The sequence below is a fragment of the Candidatus Poriferisodalis multihospitum genome (assembly GCF_028283155.1).
Taxonomy (GTDB): Bacteria; Actinomycetota; Acidimicrobiia; order Acidimicrobiales; family Poriferisodalaceae; genus Poriferisodalis; species Poriferisodalis multihospitum.
Genome location: NZ_JAPYOK010000110.1, coordinates 67,881 through 83,586 on the forward strand (window position 1 = coordinate 67,881; position 15,706 = coordinate 83,586).

17 protein-coding genes are annotated in these 15,706 nt (G+C 64.3%); 9 read left to right on the forward strand and 8 right to left on the reverse strand.

All coding sequences use genetic code 11. The features are described from left to right. Nucleotides 1-421 precede the first annotated feature (421 nt). On the forward strand, nt 422-4,750 hold the full coding sequence (gene avs2 / locus VI480_RS13220) for an AVAST type 2 anti-phage system protein Avs2 (protein ID WP_323673323.1): 4,329 nt from the start codon (nt 422-424) through the stop codon (nt 4,748-4,750). 86 nt (nt 4,751-4,836) lie between these two features. Here avs2 and VI480_RS13225 read toward each other — a convergent pair whose 3' ends face one another. After that, nucleotides 4,837-6,240, reverse strand: a complete 1,404-nt coding sequence (locus VI480_RS13225) for a hypothetical protein (protein ID WP_323673324.1) — start codon at nt 6,238-6,240, stop codon at nt 4,837-4,839. Between the two features lie 19 nt (nt 6,241-6,259). On the opposite strand from VI480_RS13225, the gene VI480_RS13230 reads away from it, so the two are divergent. The 3 genes from VI480_RS13230 to VI480_RS13240 all read left to right on the forward strand — a co-directional run bounded on the left by VI480_RS13230 (nt 6,260) and on the right by VI480_RS13240 (nt 7,894). Then, nucleotides 6,260-6,511, forward strand: a complete 252-nt coding sequence (locus VI480_RS13230; protein WP_323673325.1) for a hypothetical protein — start codon at nt 6,260-6,262, stop codon at nt 6,509-6,511. 238 nt (nt 6,512-6,749) lie between these two features. After that, nucleotides 6,750-7,436 (forward strand): TIR domain-containing protein, encoded by a 687-nt coding sequence (locus VI480_RS13235; protein WP_323673326.1) that lies wholly within the window; start codon nt 6,750-6,752, stop codon nt 7,434-7,436. After that, the gene (locus VI480_RS13240) at nt 7,433-7,894 is read left to right on the forward strand and encodes a ribonuclease H (RefSeq protein WP_323673327.1); all 462 of its coding nucleotides are present in this window, start codon (nt 7,433-7,435) and stop codon (nt 7,892-7,894) included. Before VI480_RS13235 ends, VI480_RS13240 begins: the two co-directional genes overlap by 4 nt. A gap of 27 nt (nt 7,895-7,921) precedes the next feature. Here VI480_RS13240 and VI480_RS13245 read toward each other — a convergent pair whose 3' ends face one another. From VI480_RS13245 to VI480_RS13265, 5 genes are all read right to left on the reverse strand, one after another. After that, entirely contained in the window at nt 7,922-8,503 is a 582-nt protein-coding gene (locus VI480_RS13245) for a maleylpyruvate isomerase N-terminal domain-containing protein (RefSeq protein ID WP_323673341.1), read from the reverse strand. Next, complete coding sequence (locus tag VI480_RS13250; protein WP_323673328.1) at nt 8,485-9,726, reverse strand: NtaA/DmoA family FMN-dependent monooxygenase; 1,242 nt, start codon at nt 9,724-9,726, stop codon at nt 8,485-8,487. Before VI480_RS13250 ends, VI480_RS13245 begins: the two co-directional genes overlap by 19 nt. 18 nt (nt 9,727-9,744) lie before the next feature. Beyond that, complete coding sequence (locus VI480_RS13255; RefSeq protein ID WP_323673329.1) at nt 9,745-10,143, reverse strand: hypothetical protein; 399 nt, start codon at nt 10,141-10,143, stop codon at nt 9,745-9,747. Continuing rightward, entirely contained in the window at nt 10,140-10,364 is a 225-nt protein-coding gene (locus VI480_RS13260) for a hypothetical protein (RefSeq protein ID WP_323673330.1), read from the reverse strand. The genes VI480_RS13255 and VI480_RS13260 overlap by 4 nt, the downstream gene beginning before the upstream one ends. A 106-nt stretch (nt 10,365-10,470) precedes the next feature. Further along, the gene (locus VI480_RS13265; protein ID WP_323673331.1) at nt 10,471-10,884 is read right to left on the reverse strand and encodes a DUF1330 domain-containing protein; all 414 of its coding nucleotides are present in this window, start codon (nt 10,882-10,884) and stop codon (nt 10,471-10,473) included. Nucleotides 10,885-10,966: 82 nt separating this feature from the next. Here VI480_RS13265 and VI480_RS13270 point away from each other — a divergent pair, with 82 nt between their 5' ends. Next, the gene (locus tag VI480_RS13270) at nt 10,967-11,200 is read left to right on the forward strand and encodes a hypothetical protein (protein ID WP_323673332.1); all 234 of its coding nucleotides are present in this window, start codon (nt 10,967-10,969) and stop codon (nt 11,198-11,200) included. A 25-nt stretch (nt 11,201-11,225) separates the two neighbouring features. Here VI480_RS13270 and VI480_RS13275 read toward each other — a convergent pair whose 3' ends face one another. Further along, complete coding sequence (locus VI480_RS13275) at nt 11,226-12,041, reverse strand: aspartate dehydrogenase (RefSeq protein ID WP_323673333.1); 816 nt, start codon at nt 12,039-12,041, stop codon at nt 11,226-11,228. Next, complete coding sequence (locus tag VI480_RS13280; protein WP_323673334.1) at nt 12,038-13,132, reverse strand: acyl-CoA dehydrogenase family protein; 1,095 nt, start codon at nt 13,130-13,132, stop codon at nt 12,038-12,040. The genes VI480_RS13275 and VI480_RS13280 overlap by 4 nt, the downstream gene beginning before the upstream one ends. Nucleotides 13,133-13,216: 84 nt before the next feature. Here VI480_RS13280 and VI480_RS13285 point away from each other — a divergent pair, with 84 nt between their 5' ends. From VI480_RS13285 to VI480_RS13300, 4 genes are all read left to right on the forward strand, one after another. Then, the gene (locus VI480_RS13285) at nt 13,217-13,969 is read left to right on the forward strand and encodes a maleylpyruvate isomerase family mycothiol-dependent enzyme (RefSeq protein WP_323673335.1); all 753 of its coding nucleotides are present in this window, start codon (nt 13,217-13,219) and stop codon (nt 13,967-13,969) included. A 94-nt stretch (nt 13,970-14,063) separates the two neighbouring features. Next, nucleotides 14,064-14,981 carry an isocitrate lyase/PEP mutase family protein gene (locus tag VI480_RS13290; protein ID WP_323673336.1) on the forward strand — a complete coding sequence of 306 codons (918 nt, stop codon included), beginning with the start codon at nt 14,064-14,066 and terminating at the stop codon, nt 14,979-14,981. Between the two features lie 195 nt (nt 14,982-15,176). Then, the gene (locus tag VI480_RS13295) at nt 15,177-15,437 is read left to right on the forward strand and encodes a type II toxin-antitoxin system Phd/YefM family antitoxin (RefSeq protein ID WP_323673337.1); all 261 of its coding nucleotides are present in this window, start codon (nt 15,177-15,179) and stop codon (nt 15,435-15,437) included. 5 nt (nt 15,438-15,442) lie between these two features. Further along, on the forward strand, nt 15,443-15,706 hold a 264-nt coding region (locus tag VI480_RS13300), incomplete at its 3' end, for a PIN domain-containing protein (protein ID WP_323673338.1).

Genomic DNA, 15,706 nt, shown 5'->3' on the forward strand with positions numbered 1-15,706 from the left:
ACATCACGAATCAATACGCACGGCGGTTGGGCCGATTAACAGGTGCACTCGTCCGGCCTCGGCTCTCGTTCTTGATGGACGTGAACGCCGCCATAGGGCGGAAGAATTGGAGCAGGGTTGTGGCTGGGCCCAGATAGCTTCAATCGACTGCGTCAATCTGCGATGAGGTGTACAGCGCGTGGGCTTGGATTGGTCTGATCTCCGAGCTTTGAACGGGTCTCAAGCTGACGGCTTTGAGGAGCTGTGCAGTCAACTCGCGCGGGTTGAGACACCGGCTGGCGCTGAGTTTGTCCGCAAGGGCAGCCCGGACAGCGGGGTGGAGTGCTACTGCACGCTCAGTGACGGGAGCCAATGGGGCTGGCAGGCGAAGTTCTTCCGCGCGTCGCTGGGTGATACGCAGTGGCGGCAGCTAGATCGATCGGTGCAGGCGGCCCTGGAGGCACACCCGGGCCTGGTCAAGTACTTCGTCTGCATTCCCGGTGATCGTGCTGACGGCCGCCGTGCACCTAACACCACGGAAATGCAGAAATGGGAGCACCGGGTCAGCATCTGGAACGAGTGGGCCAGTGAACGGGGCATGGAAGTCGAGTTCCTGTGGTGGGGCTCCTCTGAATTGACGAATCTGCTGTCGCAAGATAGCCAAGTTGGCCGCCGTCACTTCTGGTTCGGTGCCGGTGGACAATTCAGTCGCGAGTGGCTCAATCAGCAGCTGGAGCGTGCCATCGCGGTAGCTGGGCCGCGGTACACGCCCGAAGTCCATGTTGATGTGCCCATTGTTCGGGACATGGAGGCCTTCGGCCGCACGGGGGTTGCGGCAGCGCGGGTGCGCGAGCTTGCCAAGAGCATCCGTCAAGCGCCGTCCTACACGCTGCGGCGGCTTGCCGACGAAGACGCATCCGAAGACGTCGCGGGGCTCGATGACGCAGTTGGGTTAATCGACGCTGTCGTTGCCGAGCTCTATGGCATGCGATGCGCTGCGCATCAGCAATGGCCGCTGCCAGAGATCGTCTCTGCCGTCGATGAAGTCGACGCCAGTCTGTCCGAATGTCTCACACACCTGTTCGAGACGGCGAACGCGTTCGATGAGCACGAACAGACCGAGGAATTCGGGCACCCGCGGCCGTCGAACCCATACAGGGACGCTGTCAGCGAGATTCGTGCCGTGCGCCAGGCCCTGCGGGATGCCTCCGCGACGCTGAGAGATCTTGACCTGGCCGTCAACAGTGACCTGCTGATCGTCAAGGGCAAGGCCGGGTCTGGCAAGACGCATCTGTTGTGCGATGTCGCGGCCAAGCGATTGGCTGAGGGATTCCCGAGCATCGTTTTGATGGGGCAGCAGTTCACGACGACGGAACATCCTTGGATACAGGCGCGCGCTCAGCTTGATCTAGCGGATCTTTCGATGGAACAGTTCGTTGGAGCGGTGGAAGCTGCTGCACAGTGCGCTGGCACTAGGGCGTTGTTCATGATCGACGCGGTCAACGAGGGCGAAGGGCACGCCATCTGGCCGCCGCATCTGGCTGGCCTTCTTTCTCATCTGAGAGCGTCGCCTTGGATCGGTGTCGTTCTTTCAGTCCGTTCGCCATTCGTCGACTACGTGGTGCCCGATTCGGTGAGGCAAATCGCCTACGAAGTGACACACCGCGGTTTTGACGACGATCCCTATGCAGCTGTCGAGCGGTTTTGCCAGTTCTACGACTTGGACTTCCCCGCGACTCCGTTGCTGCGCCCTGAGTTTGGCAATCCGCTGTTCCTCAAGACGCTCTGCGAGGGGCTGCACAACCGCGGCGAGCGGAGCATTCCCGTCGGAACCGAGGGCGTTTCTGCGGTCTTCGAAAGGCACTTGGACGCAATCGAAGCTGATCTTGCCACCAAGTTGGACTACGACCCGCAGGAACGCGTGGTCGCCAGGGCGCTCGATGCAGTGGCCTCAGAACTTGCTGAACGTGCCGCCCGCTGGCTTCCCAAGAGCAAGGTCCGCGAACTCGTCGACCCGTTCGCGCCGAACACCGGCTACCGCCGCTCGTTGTATCGAGCGCTCGTCGATGCGGGCTTGCTGTTGGAGACCCCGGGGTCCCGCCGCGACGACGAATGGACTGTCGCGTTCGGCTACGAGTGGTTCGCTGACCACCGGATAGCGCAGCGCCTCATCGAACGCTGCGGCGACGCCGACGGATTGGCATCGGCGTTGACGGGGAGTGATGACGAGGGCGACGCGACAGGTTGGCATCTTTGGAACGCGCCTCTTGAGGCTTTGAGCATCTTGCTGCCCGAAAGGCTCGGCGTCGAACTGCCGGAAGCACTCGCGGGCCACGGCACGGACCCAAGCGTCACGAGCGCCTTTCTGGGCGGGCTTCCATGGCGAGATCCGACTCGTGTGAGATCCGAGTGCCAGGAGTTGGTGGCCGACCTGCTGGATGGCGAGTTCCACTCCAGCACCGTCGAAGTCTTCGACGCGCTCATCGCTTGCGCCGTCGTACCTCACCATCCGCTCGGAGCGTTGTTCTTGGACGAATACTTGTGGCGCTTGCAGATGCCGGACCGCGATGTGGTCTGGTCCCAATACCTATACCGGGCATACGGGCGAAAGGGACCGCTGGACCGCCTGCTCGACTGGACCGAGAAGCATCCCGACCGCGTCGCGGCGCTGGATGAGGAATCAGCGAAAGCGTGCGCTGTCGTCTTGGCTTGGTGTTTGACTGCCTCGCATCGCTTCGTTCGCGATCGCGCAACGAAGGGCCTCGTTGCGGTTTTGACCGACAAGATTGCACTGACGCAGGCACTGGTCGAACGCTTCGACGATGTGGACGATCCCTATGTGCGAGAGAGGGTGATGGCCGCCGCCTACGGCGTGGCGATGCGCTTGACTGACGCCGAAGCGCTCGCCCCGCTTGCCGGGGCTGTGTACCGCTTGATTTTCGCCGACGGCGAACCGCCGCCGCACATTCTGTTGCGGGACTACGCACGCGGCGTCATCGAGCGTGCCCGAGAGCTTGGTTCCGACTTCTCCGTGGACAGCAGCCTCGTTGAGCCGCCGTATTGCAGTGATTGGCCTCACATCCCTGACGACCACGAGATGGAGATGCTCGATCCTCCTATCCGGCAAGACGGCCCCGAGTTGACGAGTGCGCAAAGAGTGCACCGAAGAATCGCTTTTTCGGTGATGCATTGGGACTTCGCCCGCTACGTGATCGGCACGAACTCCGCATCGGCATCGCACCATTGGCTGTCCGTTCGGACCACAGAGCCTCCCTGGGAGTCACCCAAAGAACGAGCTGCCGCGTTCAAACGGCAGCTCGATCCTGACCTGAAGGAGATGTTCGACGCACTGTGGGCCTCCACGCGCGGCAAGAAGGTGCTCGCAGCCGCCATCAGAGCTCTCTTGGAAACCCAAGCTGACGATTACGAAGGATCGGATTTCCCCTACACGGTCGAGGAACCAGATTCAGATCCTGAGCCCGAGAAGGAGTTTCTGGCAGCGCTCAGCGACGAGCAGCGGGTTGAATTTGAAGAGATCAAGGCGGCACGCGACGCTCCAGAGCCCCGCTTGGGCCTTGAGGTGATTCAGCGCTACGTGCTGTGGAGGGCATTCGATCTGGGGTGGACCATCGAGCGCTTTGGTGACCTCGACTGGCTCATCTCGAGCTCAATCAGCAACGCCAGCCGCGACACCCGCAAACCCGAACGCATCGGCAAGAAGTACCAGTGGATCGGACTTCACGAGATCTTGGCGCACATATCCGACCGCTACCAGTACCGAAGTCGCTACGACGGCGAGGCACTCAATGCGGAGTACAGCGGGGCATGGCAGCTGTCAGTCCGCGACATCGATCCTTCCGCTGTCGTTGCGCCAGCGCCGTCACACCGCGAGCGAACAAGTACATCCGCCAGATGGTGGCGCCGCGACGTTCATGTCGACCTCGCCGATGGCGGGGATGACTTGCAGTGGCTGCGCTATGAAGCCGACATCCCAGATCGAGGCCAGCAGCTGCGCTACATCGATCCTAAGAGCGGGAGCGCTTGGATCAAGCTCCAAGGTATGGATATCTGGCAGGCGACGCCGCCGGCGGGGTATGACCTCCACGAGGTCGACCAACGTGAGATCTGGCTGTACGCATGCGGGTACCTCATTGATGCCGCCGACGTCGGAGAGTTCCTTGCCTGGTCCGAGGCTGTGGACTTCTCGGGTCGTTGGATGCCGGAGCCACCTATGTCTCATGAGCTGTTCTTCGGCGAACTCGGTTGGAGTTTCGCTTCCCGAGCGCTGCTCGGCGACTACTTGGGAGCCCGCCATCCAGAGCCCAGCGACGGTCCGCGATGCCCGACAATGCTCCAGTCGGCCGCATTCGAATGCAGCGCAAACGGCGGCCAGTACGACTGCTCATTGACCAACAGCAGCGAGTTTTGCCGGCCGAACCCCCGGCTAGCCGACGCGATCGGTCTCCGATGGACGGGCTACGGCGCGGACTTCGTGGACGCCGACGGGTCGCTCGCGGCGTTCGATCCATCTGCTCACGACGACGGTTTCGGCGCTCTGTTGCTGCGCGAGGACTGCCTTGAGCACTTTCTCAACGAGACGCAGTCAGCTCTCGTGTGGGCCACGATCGGCGAGAAGCAGGTGATCAGGCCCCGACCCCGTCGGGATCCATGGGTCGGGTTCCTGAGGCTCACGGACGCCGTTGCTTATGAGGCTGGAACTCTTCGGGGGCATCGCACGACGCGACTCGAGATAGTCGACCGCGACCGCTAGGCGTCCTGGACACCGAGGATGGCACCGGCGTGACACCGAGCGTGTCGGGCCCACGGGGATCGACGCGGCCAGACGCAGACAACCGGCTACGCGGCATTGACAGGCCGGTGGCCGCGTGGCCAGGCGTTGATCGCTTGTTCTGGTTCGTGGCGTTGCAGCCACTTTCTCGCTGCCGCCTCGCTGAAGCCCCGTTCGCGCAGGAGATCGAGGGCGGCTGCTCGGGCCTCGCGCTCACGGTCTCGCTGTTCGAGGTGGGTCTTCATTCGCGCGATGACGTCGTCGTGGTCGTAGTCGTAACGGCCGTTGGTCTTGTCAGCGAACAACGGCAGAAGCTTGTAGTAACGGCGCTCGCTAATCCCGACGTGGGTCCACGGGTATCGGTCGGGCGACTCTCGCTTGAGGTGCTCCATAACGACGATGCTCGCTTTGCGACGCACGTATCGCCGGGTTGCCTCGGCTCCTTGGGCTGGGTCGAAGCCAGGACGGATCAATTGCTCAAGCAGCATCGCAGCTGCCGACTCCACGTTCGGGGCGTGGGTGCGGCGCTGAATGCTCGCTACCTGTCGGGGATAGGCGGCGGCAACGGCCTTAGCCAGTGCCGGCTCGTCTGGCCCGATGTAGCCGTGCCAGTAGCCCTTGAGCACTACCTGGCAGGCAAGCTCTTGGCGAGTCGAGGCAGGGTCCAGAGTGATGGTGGGGATGCCGTAGCCGTGAATTGCCGGTGACAGAATGCTCCACGGCCGATCGTTCGGGAGCTGGACCCCTTCGGTCCAGATTCGAGCATTGAAGGCCCAGTCCACGGGGTGTCGAGTCATCGGCGCCGCGATGAGGACGGGTTCGGTGGCTACGAGTGGGATGGCTTGACCGCCTGTCGTCTCCCTGTCGAGCAGTACTGCCACGAGGCGGCCGTCGTCATCAGTCTCGCCCGTGATCCAGAAGAGACGCCGGGTGATCTGAAACCACCAGCCCCCGATTGAGGTCGCCAGCAAGGGGATGTGGAACCGGAACGCAGGGTCCATGACGCTGCGCAACAAGTCCTTGCGATGGTCGGGGTGAACGCGGGTGCCGAGCCAGCGAACGACGTAGTCCCCGTTGAGAGCCCCTGCCTGCGAGGCCTCGGCGACGAGCAGGCCCGCGGTCCACAGTGCATCTGCCACCGAGGCAGCCTTGCGAGCCACGGTGCCGAGGGGGGTGACCTGCAATGTCGTCGCCATCTGGGGATTGACGGGATCGGGTACTGCCCAAACATCTGCGTTGGTTTCCATGGGTCCGACAACCATGTCCGGCACTTCGACCAGCGGCAGCCCGCATGGTTCGAACGTCAGGGTGGCCCGGTGTTGTGAGCGGAAGCTGCGGCCCGCCAAGGTCTCGATCCCCTTGCCGACCTCGAGGAGTATCTCGGCCAGTCGGTGCCGGTCAGGGTTCTCGCCGTGGCGCTGAGCGAGATCCTCGGCAAGCCCATCCACGAGATCTTCAGACCAATGTCCCATCTGGGCAGTATGTCTGGGCGTGGACGACGGAGAGCGCACTCAGAATCAGGCGCCAGCAGGCGACACGCCCCAAGGTCAGGTGACGGCGCGCTTCAAGCTGACCTTCTGCACGCTCGTCTCCTTGACCCTCCTAGCGCTCGCCATCAACGTGTTGCTGGCGGTGTTAGGTGGCGACTCCGATCAGGTCAGCACCGCCGTTGACACATGTTCTACGACGTACAAGATGGGTTTTGGCGCGATCGTGGGACTGATGAGCCAACGTCACGGGTAGGACCCAAAATGGCGGAGTTGACCACGCCAGCGGCTGCGCGGCACACCGGGTGGGGAGGTCGAATGCGCACGTTCCGAGCGACAAATCGACTCGTGGCCGTTCGAGGTCGACTGTGTCGCTCTGCGGAACCGCGCACCGCATGCGGCGGTAGTTGGCCTTCCTACTCGGTGCTCGCGGCCGGTTTCGTGCGCGCTGCTGATCAGATGAGTAACCCAAATGCCCAGATACATTCGACGGCGTGACCACAGTCGAGGAAGCCAAGGCCGTACTGAGTGAACACGGGTGCTCGGTGGTTGAGGAAGACCCGTTCGACCACGGAGTGCGACTTCGTTGCGACGGCGGCCAGGTCGTGAGCGTTTATGGGTCGGGCAAGGTCGTGGTGCAAGGAAAGAACACCGAGGGTCTTGAGGAGAAGTTCGCACTTGCGCCTACGACAGTCGGTCAGGCAATGCCAACGGCGAGCTCAACTCCAACGGAAGTGTTTGTCGTCTACGGACACAACGAGGAAGCCAAGAACGAGATCGAGCGCATGCTGCGCAGGTGGAAGCTGAATCCAATAATGCTTGACCAGATTCCGGCCGAGGGTCTGACGCTGATCGAGAAACTGGAGAAGTACATCCAGGTAACCCCGTTCGCCGTGGTGCTGGCGACTGCTGATGACGTGTACCTCAGCGACCCTGAGGACGACACTCAGAAGGAGTTTCGTGCCCGCCAAAATGTCGTACTCGAGCTGGGAATGATGCTCGTGCACCTGCGGCGTGAGAACATCGCAATCCTGCTAGAGGACAAAGTGGGAATGAAGAAACCCTCCGATATCGACGGTCTCGAGTACTTGCCGTTCAAGGACGACGTGGCTGCAGTGGGGGTCAAACTCGCACAAATGATGACGAAGCGGGGCTACGTCATCGACATCGGCAATCTGTGAGTATCCGAGTCACGACGGCGGCGACCGACGGCTCCTCGCTGGGCAACCCTGGACCCAGCGGATGGGCTTGGGTCACTGAGGACGGGCGCGAGGGCTTCGCCGGTGCGCGGCGATCGACCAACAACCGCATGGAGCTGAGGGCAGTGCTCGAGCTGCTCCTAGCGATTGATCCGAGCATGCCATTGATCGTGCAGACCGATTCGGCCTACGTGGTGGGCGTGTTCACCGAGTGGCTTCCTGGCTGGCGCGCGCGTGGAATGCGCACAGCGTCAAACAAGCCCGTCGAGAATGTCGATCTGATCGAGTGGATTGATGGAGCCCTGCAAGGTCGAGAGGTCACCTTCGAGAAGGTGCTCGGTCACTCCACCCATGTGCTCAACAATCGCGCTGATGCACTGGCGCACGGTGCTGCGACACGGGCCAAACAGCGATTGGCGCGCGAAGCATCGGGTCCGTGACCCTAGATCGGTGCGGCCTGCAGCGGGCTAGAAGACGGGAAATACCGCAGCGTCGCCTGAGCGTTCTGCTCGGGTGAGGGCGTAGAGGACGCCCCAGTCGCCGTTGCGGTCTCGGGCGATGTTCATGCAGATCTCGATGATGACGGCGGCACCCTCGGGATCGGTGGCCGGGCGGGGCTGATCGGTGCTGACGGCGAGGTCGTCGAGATGGAGGAGCACTTCGATGAGACGGGTGCGGCAGAAGTCGTCGAGGGTGAGCAGCCGGCCTCCCAGCGCGGCGACGAGGCGGTCGACGGGTTCGGCGGCCAGTCGTGTTTCGAGGTCGGCAGCCAGTTGCCGGCACTTGGCCACGGTGGCTTCGTGGCCGATGGCCGACTCGGTGGCGGAGACGTCCTTGATCTGGTCGTGGATGGGGGAGTCGACTGCTGCGTGGAAGTAGGTGACCGCTGTGAGCAGGTCGCCGTCGGAGCGCCGGTCGGGCGGGGTGCGGTCGAGGTAGGCGATGGTGGCGCCGGCCGCACGTACGAGATGGGCCGAAAGAGCCCCCACCGTCATGCCTTCGAGGGCCGACGGCTCGTCCCATTGCTCGGCTATCGATGGGGTCGCGATGAGTTCGGCTGCTTGGGCACGGGAGCCGTCGTCACGTTGAAGCCGTCGACGCCAGTGGTCTCCATGAAGGCTTCCATCTGATCGGCAACCGTCACCGGCGAACCCACGAATCCCAACCCGCCAGCGGTTTCCGAAAGACGCCGGGCGACATCACCGACGGTCCACGTCCTCTCGGGATCTTCCAGCTTCCAACGCTCCACCTGGGTACGGATCGCGTTTGCCTCGATGTCGTCGATCGGCGTATCGGGCGGGTAACCGCCCAAGTCGATGCCCGTCCAGCCGCCGTAGAGCGCGAGGTAGCCGTCGACGGAGAACAGCTGTGACCACTCGTCGCGCATCGCCCGTGCCTCGGTATCGGTTTCCGCCACCACCACCCTCGCTACTTGCAGGGCTCTGATCTGTTCGGGATCGCGCCCTGCCGCTGCGGCGCGCTCGCGCAGTGATGTCACCACAGTGGCACCCCGTTCGTTGCCCGGCACCTGCATGAAGACGACCTCTCCCGTGTTGGCTGCGAACTCGACACCTCGGGCCGAGTTGCCCGCCTGGTACAGCACCGGCGTGCGCTGAGGGGAAGGTTCGACCATGTGGGGGCCTTCGACCGTGAACCATTCGCCGGAATGGTTGATCTCGTGCACCCTCGCCGGATCAGTATGAGTGTCGGCCTCGGCATCGAGAACGATCGCACCCTCGTCCCAGCTCCGCTCCCACAGCTTGACGCAGACATCGACGTACTCGTCGGCCCGGTCGTAGCGAGCGTCGTGAGCCAGGATCTCGCCGAGGCCTTGACGTTCGGCATCGGCCAGGTAGGAGGTCACGATGTTCCAGCCGACCCGTCCGCCGGTGAGGTGGTCGAGTGTCGAGAACAGCCGGGCTGTGTGGTACGGCGCGTGGTGGCTGGTGGAGAAGGTCACGGCGAAACCGAGATGCTCGGTGCACGCCGCCAACGCGGGGATCAGCAGCGTGGGGTCGATGCCGGGAATCTGGACCGCGCCCCGCAGTGCCGCTTCGCGGCTCGCCCCGTACACGTCGTAGGTGCCCAGCACGTCGGCGAAGAAGATCCCGTCGAAGCAGCCTCGCTCCAGGGTGCGCACGAGGTCCTGCCACCAGCTCAGGGTCCGGTAGCCCCACGACGTCTCATCGGCGGGGTGCTTCCACATCCCCTTGATCTGATGATTCGGGGATGCCTGGATGAAGGCGCTCAGGTGCATCTCGCCCCGCCCCATCAGTCGCTGTGCCTCAGTTTAGACACGCTCGATCTGGATCTTCGCGCCGAGGGTGTCAGCAAGGTGAGCGATGTCACTCGGATCGGAGGTGAAGACCACGGCGTCGGAGGAGCGGGCGAGCGTGCTGGCTGTCAAGGCGACGGATGCGTCGATCACATCGACGGTGCCGGCTCGCCCGCACAGCAATCCGGCGGCGCGGGCCAGCACGCCGTCGAGCGCGATTTCGTCGCAGTGACGCAGCGCTCGCGACAGCAGGGCTTGGCGTGATCCATCGCGCCAGGCTTGCGCGATCGCGCCGGTGGGTACCTGAATCAACCTGCCCTCGTTGGCGGCGACGCGCAGCACTGCCCACATCTGTCGATCGTTGCGATCCAGCGCAATCAGCGCTCCCGTGTCGAGAACGAGTGGGGCGGTCACGCCTCTATGCGGGCACGGGCGGCGGCGAGCTCGTCTTCAGAGAACGAACCGTGTTCGGCTTCCCATGCGGACAGCACGTCGCGAAGCCCTCGGCTGGCGAGTCGACGACGTGCTGCGTCGGCGATCCACGAAGACACGTTCTGGGCGTCTGCTTCTGCGGCTGCACGCACGGCCTCAGCGAGCTCGGTCTGGAGCGAGACGGTCACTCGTTCGGTCGCCATGGGATGATCATACAATTTCATACAGCACCCCGTCCGCGCAGCGTCGCCACGGAACGTAGCTGTCCCGAGCCACTTCGCCGCATTGCATTTTCGGAGGTCGGCGGCCTTAAGTGTTGGCCACGGCCGGGCGCGTGGTCAGCAGGTCTTGGCAGAGCAAGCCGGCGTCGCGGTGGCGGTGCATCTCGGGGTAGTCGGCATGGTTGAGGGTGGCGATGAAAGCCGCCCGGTTGGGGAAGTGCATGATCAGCACGGCATCCCAATCGCCCTGCCCGATGAAATAGCGCTCGCCGTGTCCGTAGAGCAGACAGGTTCCGCCGACTTCGGCCGCTGCAGCCCGGAAGGCATCGACGTAGCGCTGGTAGGCGGCGGCGCCAGTCTCATCGTTGCCATGTTCGGGTCCGTCGGGCCCATAGTTGGCCTTGACTCGGAACTTCAGCAGGTTGACCTGCGCGATCGGACCGTCATAGGCGTCATCGCGGAAGGCGCGGAACTGGTCGGCGGTGGGCTGCATTGCAGGCATGGCACCTCGATCGTGGCTTCTTGCATTCCCGGTGGGCTGCGACAATCCTGACAGTTGAGCGAGTGGCGCGAGGAGGTGACTCGTGAGCGCACGCTATAGAGCCGTTGCAGAACGAAACGGGGACTGGTGGGAGGTCGAGATCACCTCCGGCCTGCCTCCCAACATGCTGGGCGTCAGCCAAACGCGCTGCAAGGGCGATGTTGAGCGAGTCGCGCAGACGGTGATTGCCGAACTCCTCGACATCGAGCCGGACGGCATCGAAGTCGAGATCGATGTCCGGCAGGCATCGGAGCGCGGTCCGACGGCGGTCGCTTAGCTGATTGCCATCTGCCAGCGGCAGTTCAGATCACGATCGCACTTGTCCGATTCTGAATAGCACGGACCAAGCTGAGCGCTGCCATGGCCGACGTCTTGGGGTTGGCCGGCAAGGGGTTGTTGCTGATGGTGACGTCGAGGTCGCCGAAGGCGCCGCGGGCCGTGATCCTGTGACAGTTAGTTGTTGCAGTCGGATCGGCGACGAGGGAGATCTGCGTCTGATCGGGTCCCACTCCAGCGAGAGCCGTGGTCATGGCCACGTTGGCATTCTTCGGGAATGCCGTCGCCGTCTCAGCTGCGTTTGCACAGAAGAACTCGTAGGGCTTGTCGAGCTCGTCGAGGTTGCAGAGCGTCTCGGCGGGAGTGTCGAGCCAGGCGGCAGGGGGTTTCGAGATTCGGTGTTGGACTGTCTCGAGTTCCAGGCTGCGGGCCGCGGCGAGGGCCTCGACGCCAGCGAGCGCACCGGGTTGGATGTGGATCTGGACTCCCTGCCCGGTGGCGATGCTCCGCAGGGATGTCAGAACGTCGGCGTCGGCAAGGGCCGAGACCGACGAGACGATGAAATCGGCACCGCACTTGAGGGCGGCTGGTCCCCATTCGGCGACGCTCTCGCGGCCGGCCGCTTCGGCAACCACCTGAGGAGCGATACCCATCAGCTCGCCGGGATCAGTGATGAGCCGCGCAGTCTTTGGCGGGTCGACGAGATCGGATTGGCCGCGAGTGGCAACCGCCACGATCTCGACGGGCGCACCGGTGAGCAGATCGGCCGCGACGCGGGCGATCGCGCCCCAGCCGACGAAGGCGAGCCTCAGCGACTCACGCCCAGCCGGCGTGTGGTTCACACCAGGAACCTGGTGGTGGGCTGGTCGAGCAGCAGGCGCCCGTAGTCGGCGTAGCGGATCTCGCGATCGAAGATCAGGTGATTGGATCCGGTCGTGATGTCGCGCAGCGCTCGCTGGAACATGAGCTCGGCTGCGTCGATGGACAGCGCCGCCCGTGCAGCGATCGCCGGCTTGCCCTGATCCCGTTCGGGGCCGCCGACACCGATCTCATTCGCCGCGATCTTGGCTTTGGTCTGCGAGCGGTACTCCTCCAAGGCCATCTGGGCCGCGCCCAGCATGGGGAGCCCGGCAGCGAAACCGAGCACGGGAATCAGCGGCGTGCGATACAGCTCTCCTGGGTGAACCCGGGTGGACTCGCCGGCCGCATTCATCAGCCCAACCATCGAGACGACCCGATCCGCTGGCACGAACACGTCCTCGACGCGGATGTCCCATGAGCCGGTGCCGCACAGTCCCATCACGTACCAGGTGTCGACGGGCTCGACGTCGTCAGGCGGCACGGCGAAGAAGTTCGGCAGCACCCGCCCATCGCCCTCGTCGACCATCGCTCCCACCAGCACCCAGTCGGCATGGATGATGCCCGTTCCCCATTGCCACTGACCGTCGAGCCGGTAGCCGCCCTCGACGGCGGTCGCCCTGCCGCCTCCGGCATTCAGCGTGGCAGGGGCCAAGATGAACTGGCGCTCAGCAAAGACTTCCTTCTGGAAGCTCTCCGGATAGCCGCACATCCAGAAGTTGTGCTCGATGTAGAACGAGATCAGCCAACCCATCGAGGCGTCGGCGCGAGACAGCATCAGCGTCACTTCGAAGAAGGTGTCGAGGTCGGCTTCGTGGCCGCCGTAGGCCCTCGGAACCATGAGTGCGAACAGCCCGCTGTCCCGGACGGCGTCGATCACCCTGTCGAGGGGGCGCCGCGCCAGCTCCGCCTCGCGAGCGGTCTCGCGCAGCAGCGGCGCGAGCTCGTTCGCGGCGCTGATCAGTTCCGCAGCGCTCATCGAGGAGTTGGTCATGTCGCGCTCCGGCAGCCCGTGTCGACCCTGCGAGATCGAGCGGAACGCCTCGTCACCGCTCGCCGGGCCGACGGCGGCCACCGTAGCTGGGCCCAGTTGACGAAGCGCGGGCGCTGGTGGGCTCGGCAGACTACGAGAAACGGATGCGAACGCTGGAGCTGGACGATGCTTGATCATTCCGAACGGGTCGCGGCAGCTCGCTCGGCCATCGACTACATCTGCGGCCGCAGCGAGGCCGAACAGGCAGCGCCCGTGCCGAATTGCCCGGGCTGGACGGTCTACAACGCGGCGTCGCACATCGGCCGGGTGTCCATTGCGTGGGAAGAGATGATGACCTCGGCGCCGGAGGATCCCGAGTCTCGAGCACGGGGGTATGAGCGTGCCAGTCTCAAGCCGGCCGGAACCTCGACGGCAGAACTCGCAACGTGGGCCCACTCAGCCATCGATCAACTCACCGACGACCTCGACCGGCGCTGCTACTTCTCGATGGCCGGAGGCGAAGGCAACCCGCGGCTGTGGGCTTGGCATGCGGCATCCGAGCTCGGCATGCACCGCCTCGACGTCGAAGCGGCGCTGGGCCACGAGCACTCCATGACGCCGTCGCAAGCACTCGACGCCGCCCACTACACATGCCAGTTCTTCCTGCAAGCGATGCGCCGCGTCCTCGAACGAGACCCCGGTGGGCTCACCGCCCGGCTCGTCGACTCCGACGGCGAAGTGGGCAGTGTGACCATCGAGCCGCTGCCCGAGTCCGAGTCGCCTGCGTCAGTGGTGATCGAGGGCCCGCCGATCCAAGTGCTGCTCGGCCTCTGGGGCCGACCGCACTCAGGTGTCGAAGTGACCGACGGCGACCCCGCGGTCTGGCAGCAATGGCGAGCCATGCCCAGCGAGGCCTTCCAGTTCGGCACCTGGGACTGACGACCCGTCTGGGCCGTCTGCGCTTCCGGCGCCCCCAGCAGACTGCAAGCGGCATGATTGCGATGCACCACGAGCTCCAAGGAGTCGACGCAACGTGACGTTGTTCCCGCACCACGGCGATGCGGCCACTCGTCTTCGGGAGTTGCTGCGTTCGGCAGCGGAGACCGAGACGATTGTCCAGGCACCCGGGTGCTTCGACGGGTTGTCGGCCCGGCTGCTGGAGCAAGCCGGGTTCGAGGCCGGATTCCTCGGCGGGTTCTCTGTGGCGGCGGCTCGGCTCGGCCTGCCTGATGTCGGCCTGCTCAGCTACGGCGAGATGGTCGATCAGGCCCGCAGTGTGTGCGCGGCGACGCCGCTCCCGATCATCGGCGACGGCGACACCGGCTACGGCAATCCGATCAACGCCGAACGGACGCTGCTGGGCTACGCGCAAGCGGGCTTGGCGTGCGTGATGATCGAGGACCAAGTGTGGCCGAAGCGCTGCGGCCATACGGCGGGCAAGGAAGTGGTGGACCGCAGCGAGGCGGTGCAACGGATCCGGGCGTGTGTGCGCACCCGCACCGAGCATGGTCTCGACATTCTCGTCATGGCGCGCACCGATGCGGTCGCGACCCACGGACTGGACGAGGCCTTGTGGCGTGCAGAAGCCTTCGCAGAAGCAGGCGCCGATATCACCTTCGTGGAGGCACTGGAGACCCCCGAGCAGATGGAGCGCTACTGCGCCAAGGTGCCAAGCCACAAGACCGTCAACCTCGTGGAGGACGGCAAGACACCGTGGCTGAGCCCAACATCGCTCGCCGAGATCGGATACTCCCTCGTGATCTATCCGGTGTCGCTGCTGCTGGCCGGCATCACGGCAATGGGTGGTGCTGCAGAGAGACTCGCATCCAGCGGCGACGCCGGCGGCCCACGCACATCATTCGACGACGCCCGGCATCTGGTCGGCTGGGCCGACTACGAGGAACGCATGCGAACGCTGAGCACCGAAGAGAGTCCCGGCAGCAGCATCTGAGACATCTGCCCTGCTCAACTGTTCTCGACATTCAAAATCACTGGAAAGTATTGAGACTGATCAGGTAAACCTCGTGCCGTCATGGCGCAGAGACTCGGGCGCATCCCTGCACACCTCCGACCGGCAGCTCAGGTGGAGCATCTATCTAGTCAGCAGACTAGTCTGATATCGTCCGATGCCAGCGGGGAGGACGCCATGACGGGTACTTGGCAGGTGCAGGAGGCAAAGTCCCGGTTCAGCGAGTTCCTCCAGCGCACCCTCAGCGATGGGCCCCAAACGGTGACGCTGCGCGGCGTGCCGACTGCTGTGCTGGTGCCGATCGAAGAGTGGGAGCGACTCCAGCGCAGCGCTCGCCCGGACCTCAAGGACTGGCTGCTGGCACCCCATGCCCGCACCGACCATCTGACTCCGCCTCGCCGGGACTTCCGACGCCGGCGCCCACCGGATCTCGGCTGACTCCCGTGTACCTGCTGGACACCAACATCGTTTCCGAGCTGCGCCGGACGCGTCCGCATCCATCGGTCGTCGAATGGGTCCAGGCGACGCGCTCTGGGGACATGTTCCTCTCAGCGGTGACCATCGGCGAGATCCAGGCCGGGATCGAGATCACCCGCGAGCAGGATCCCGCAAAGGCCGAAGAGCTGGAGGCTTGGCTGGAAGAGCGGGTGCTCGGCGGCTTCGACATCCTGGCGATGGATGCAGGCGCCTGGCGCGAGTGGGCTCGG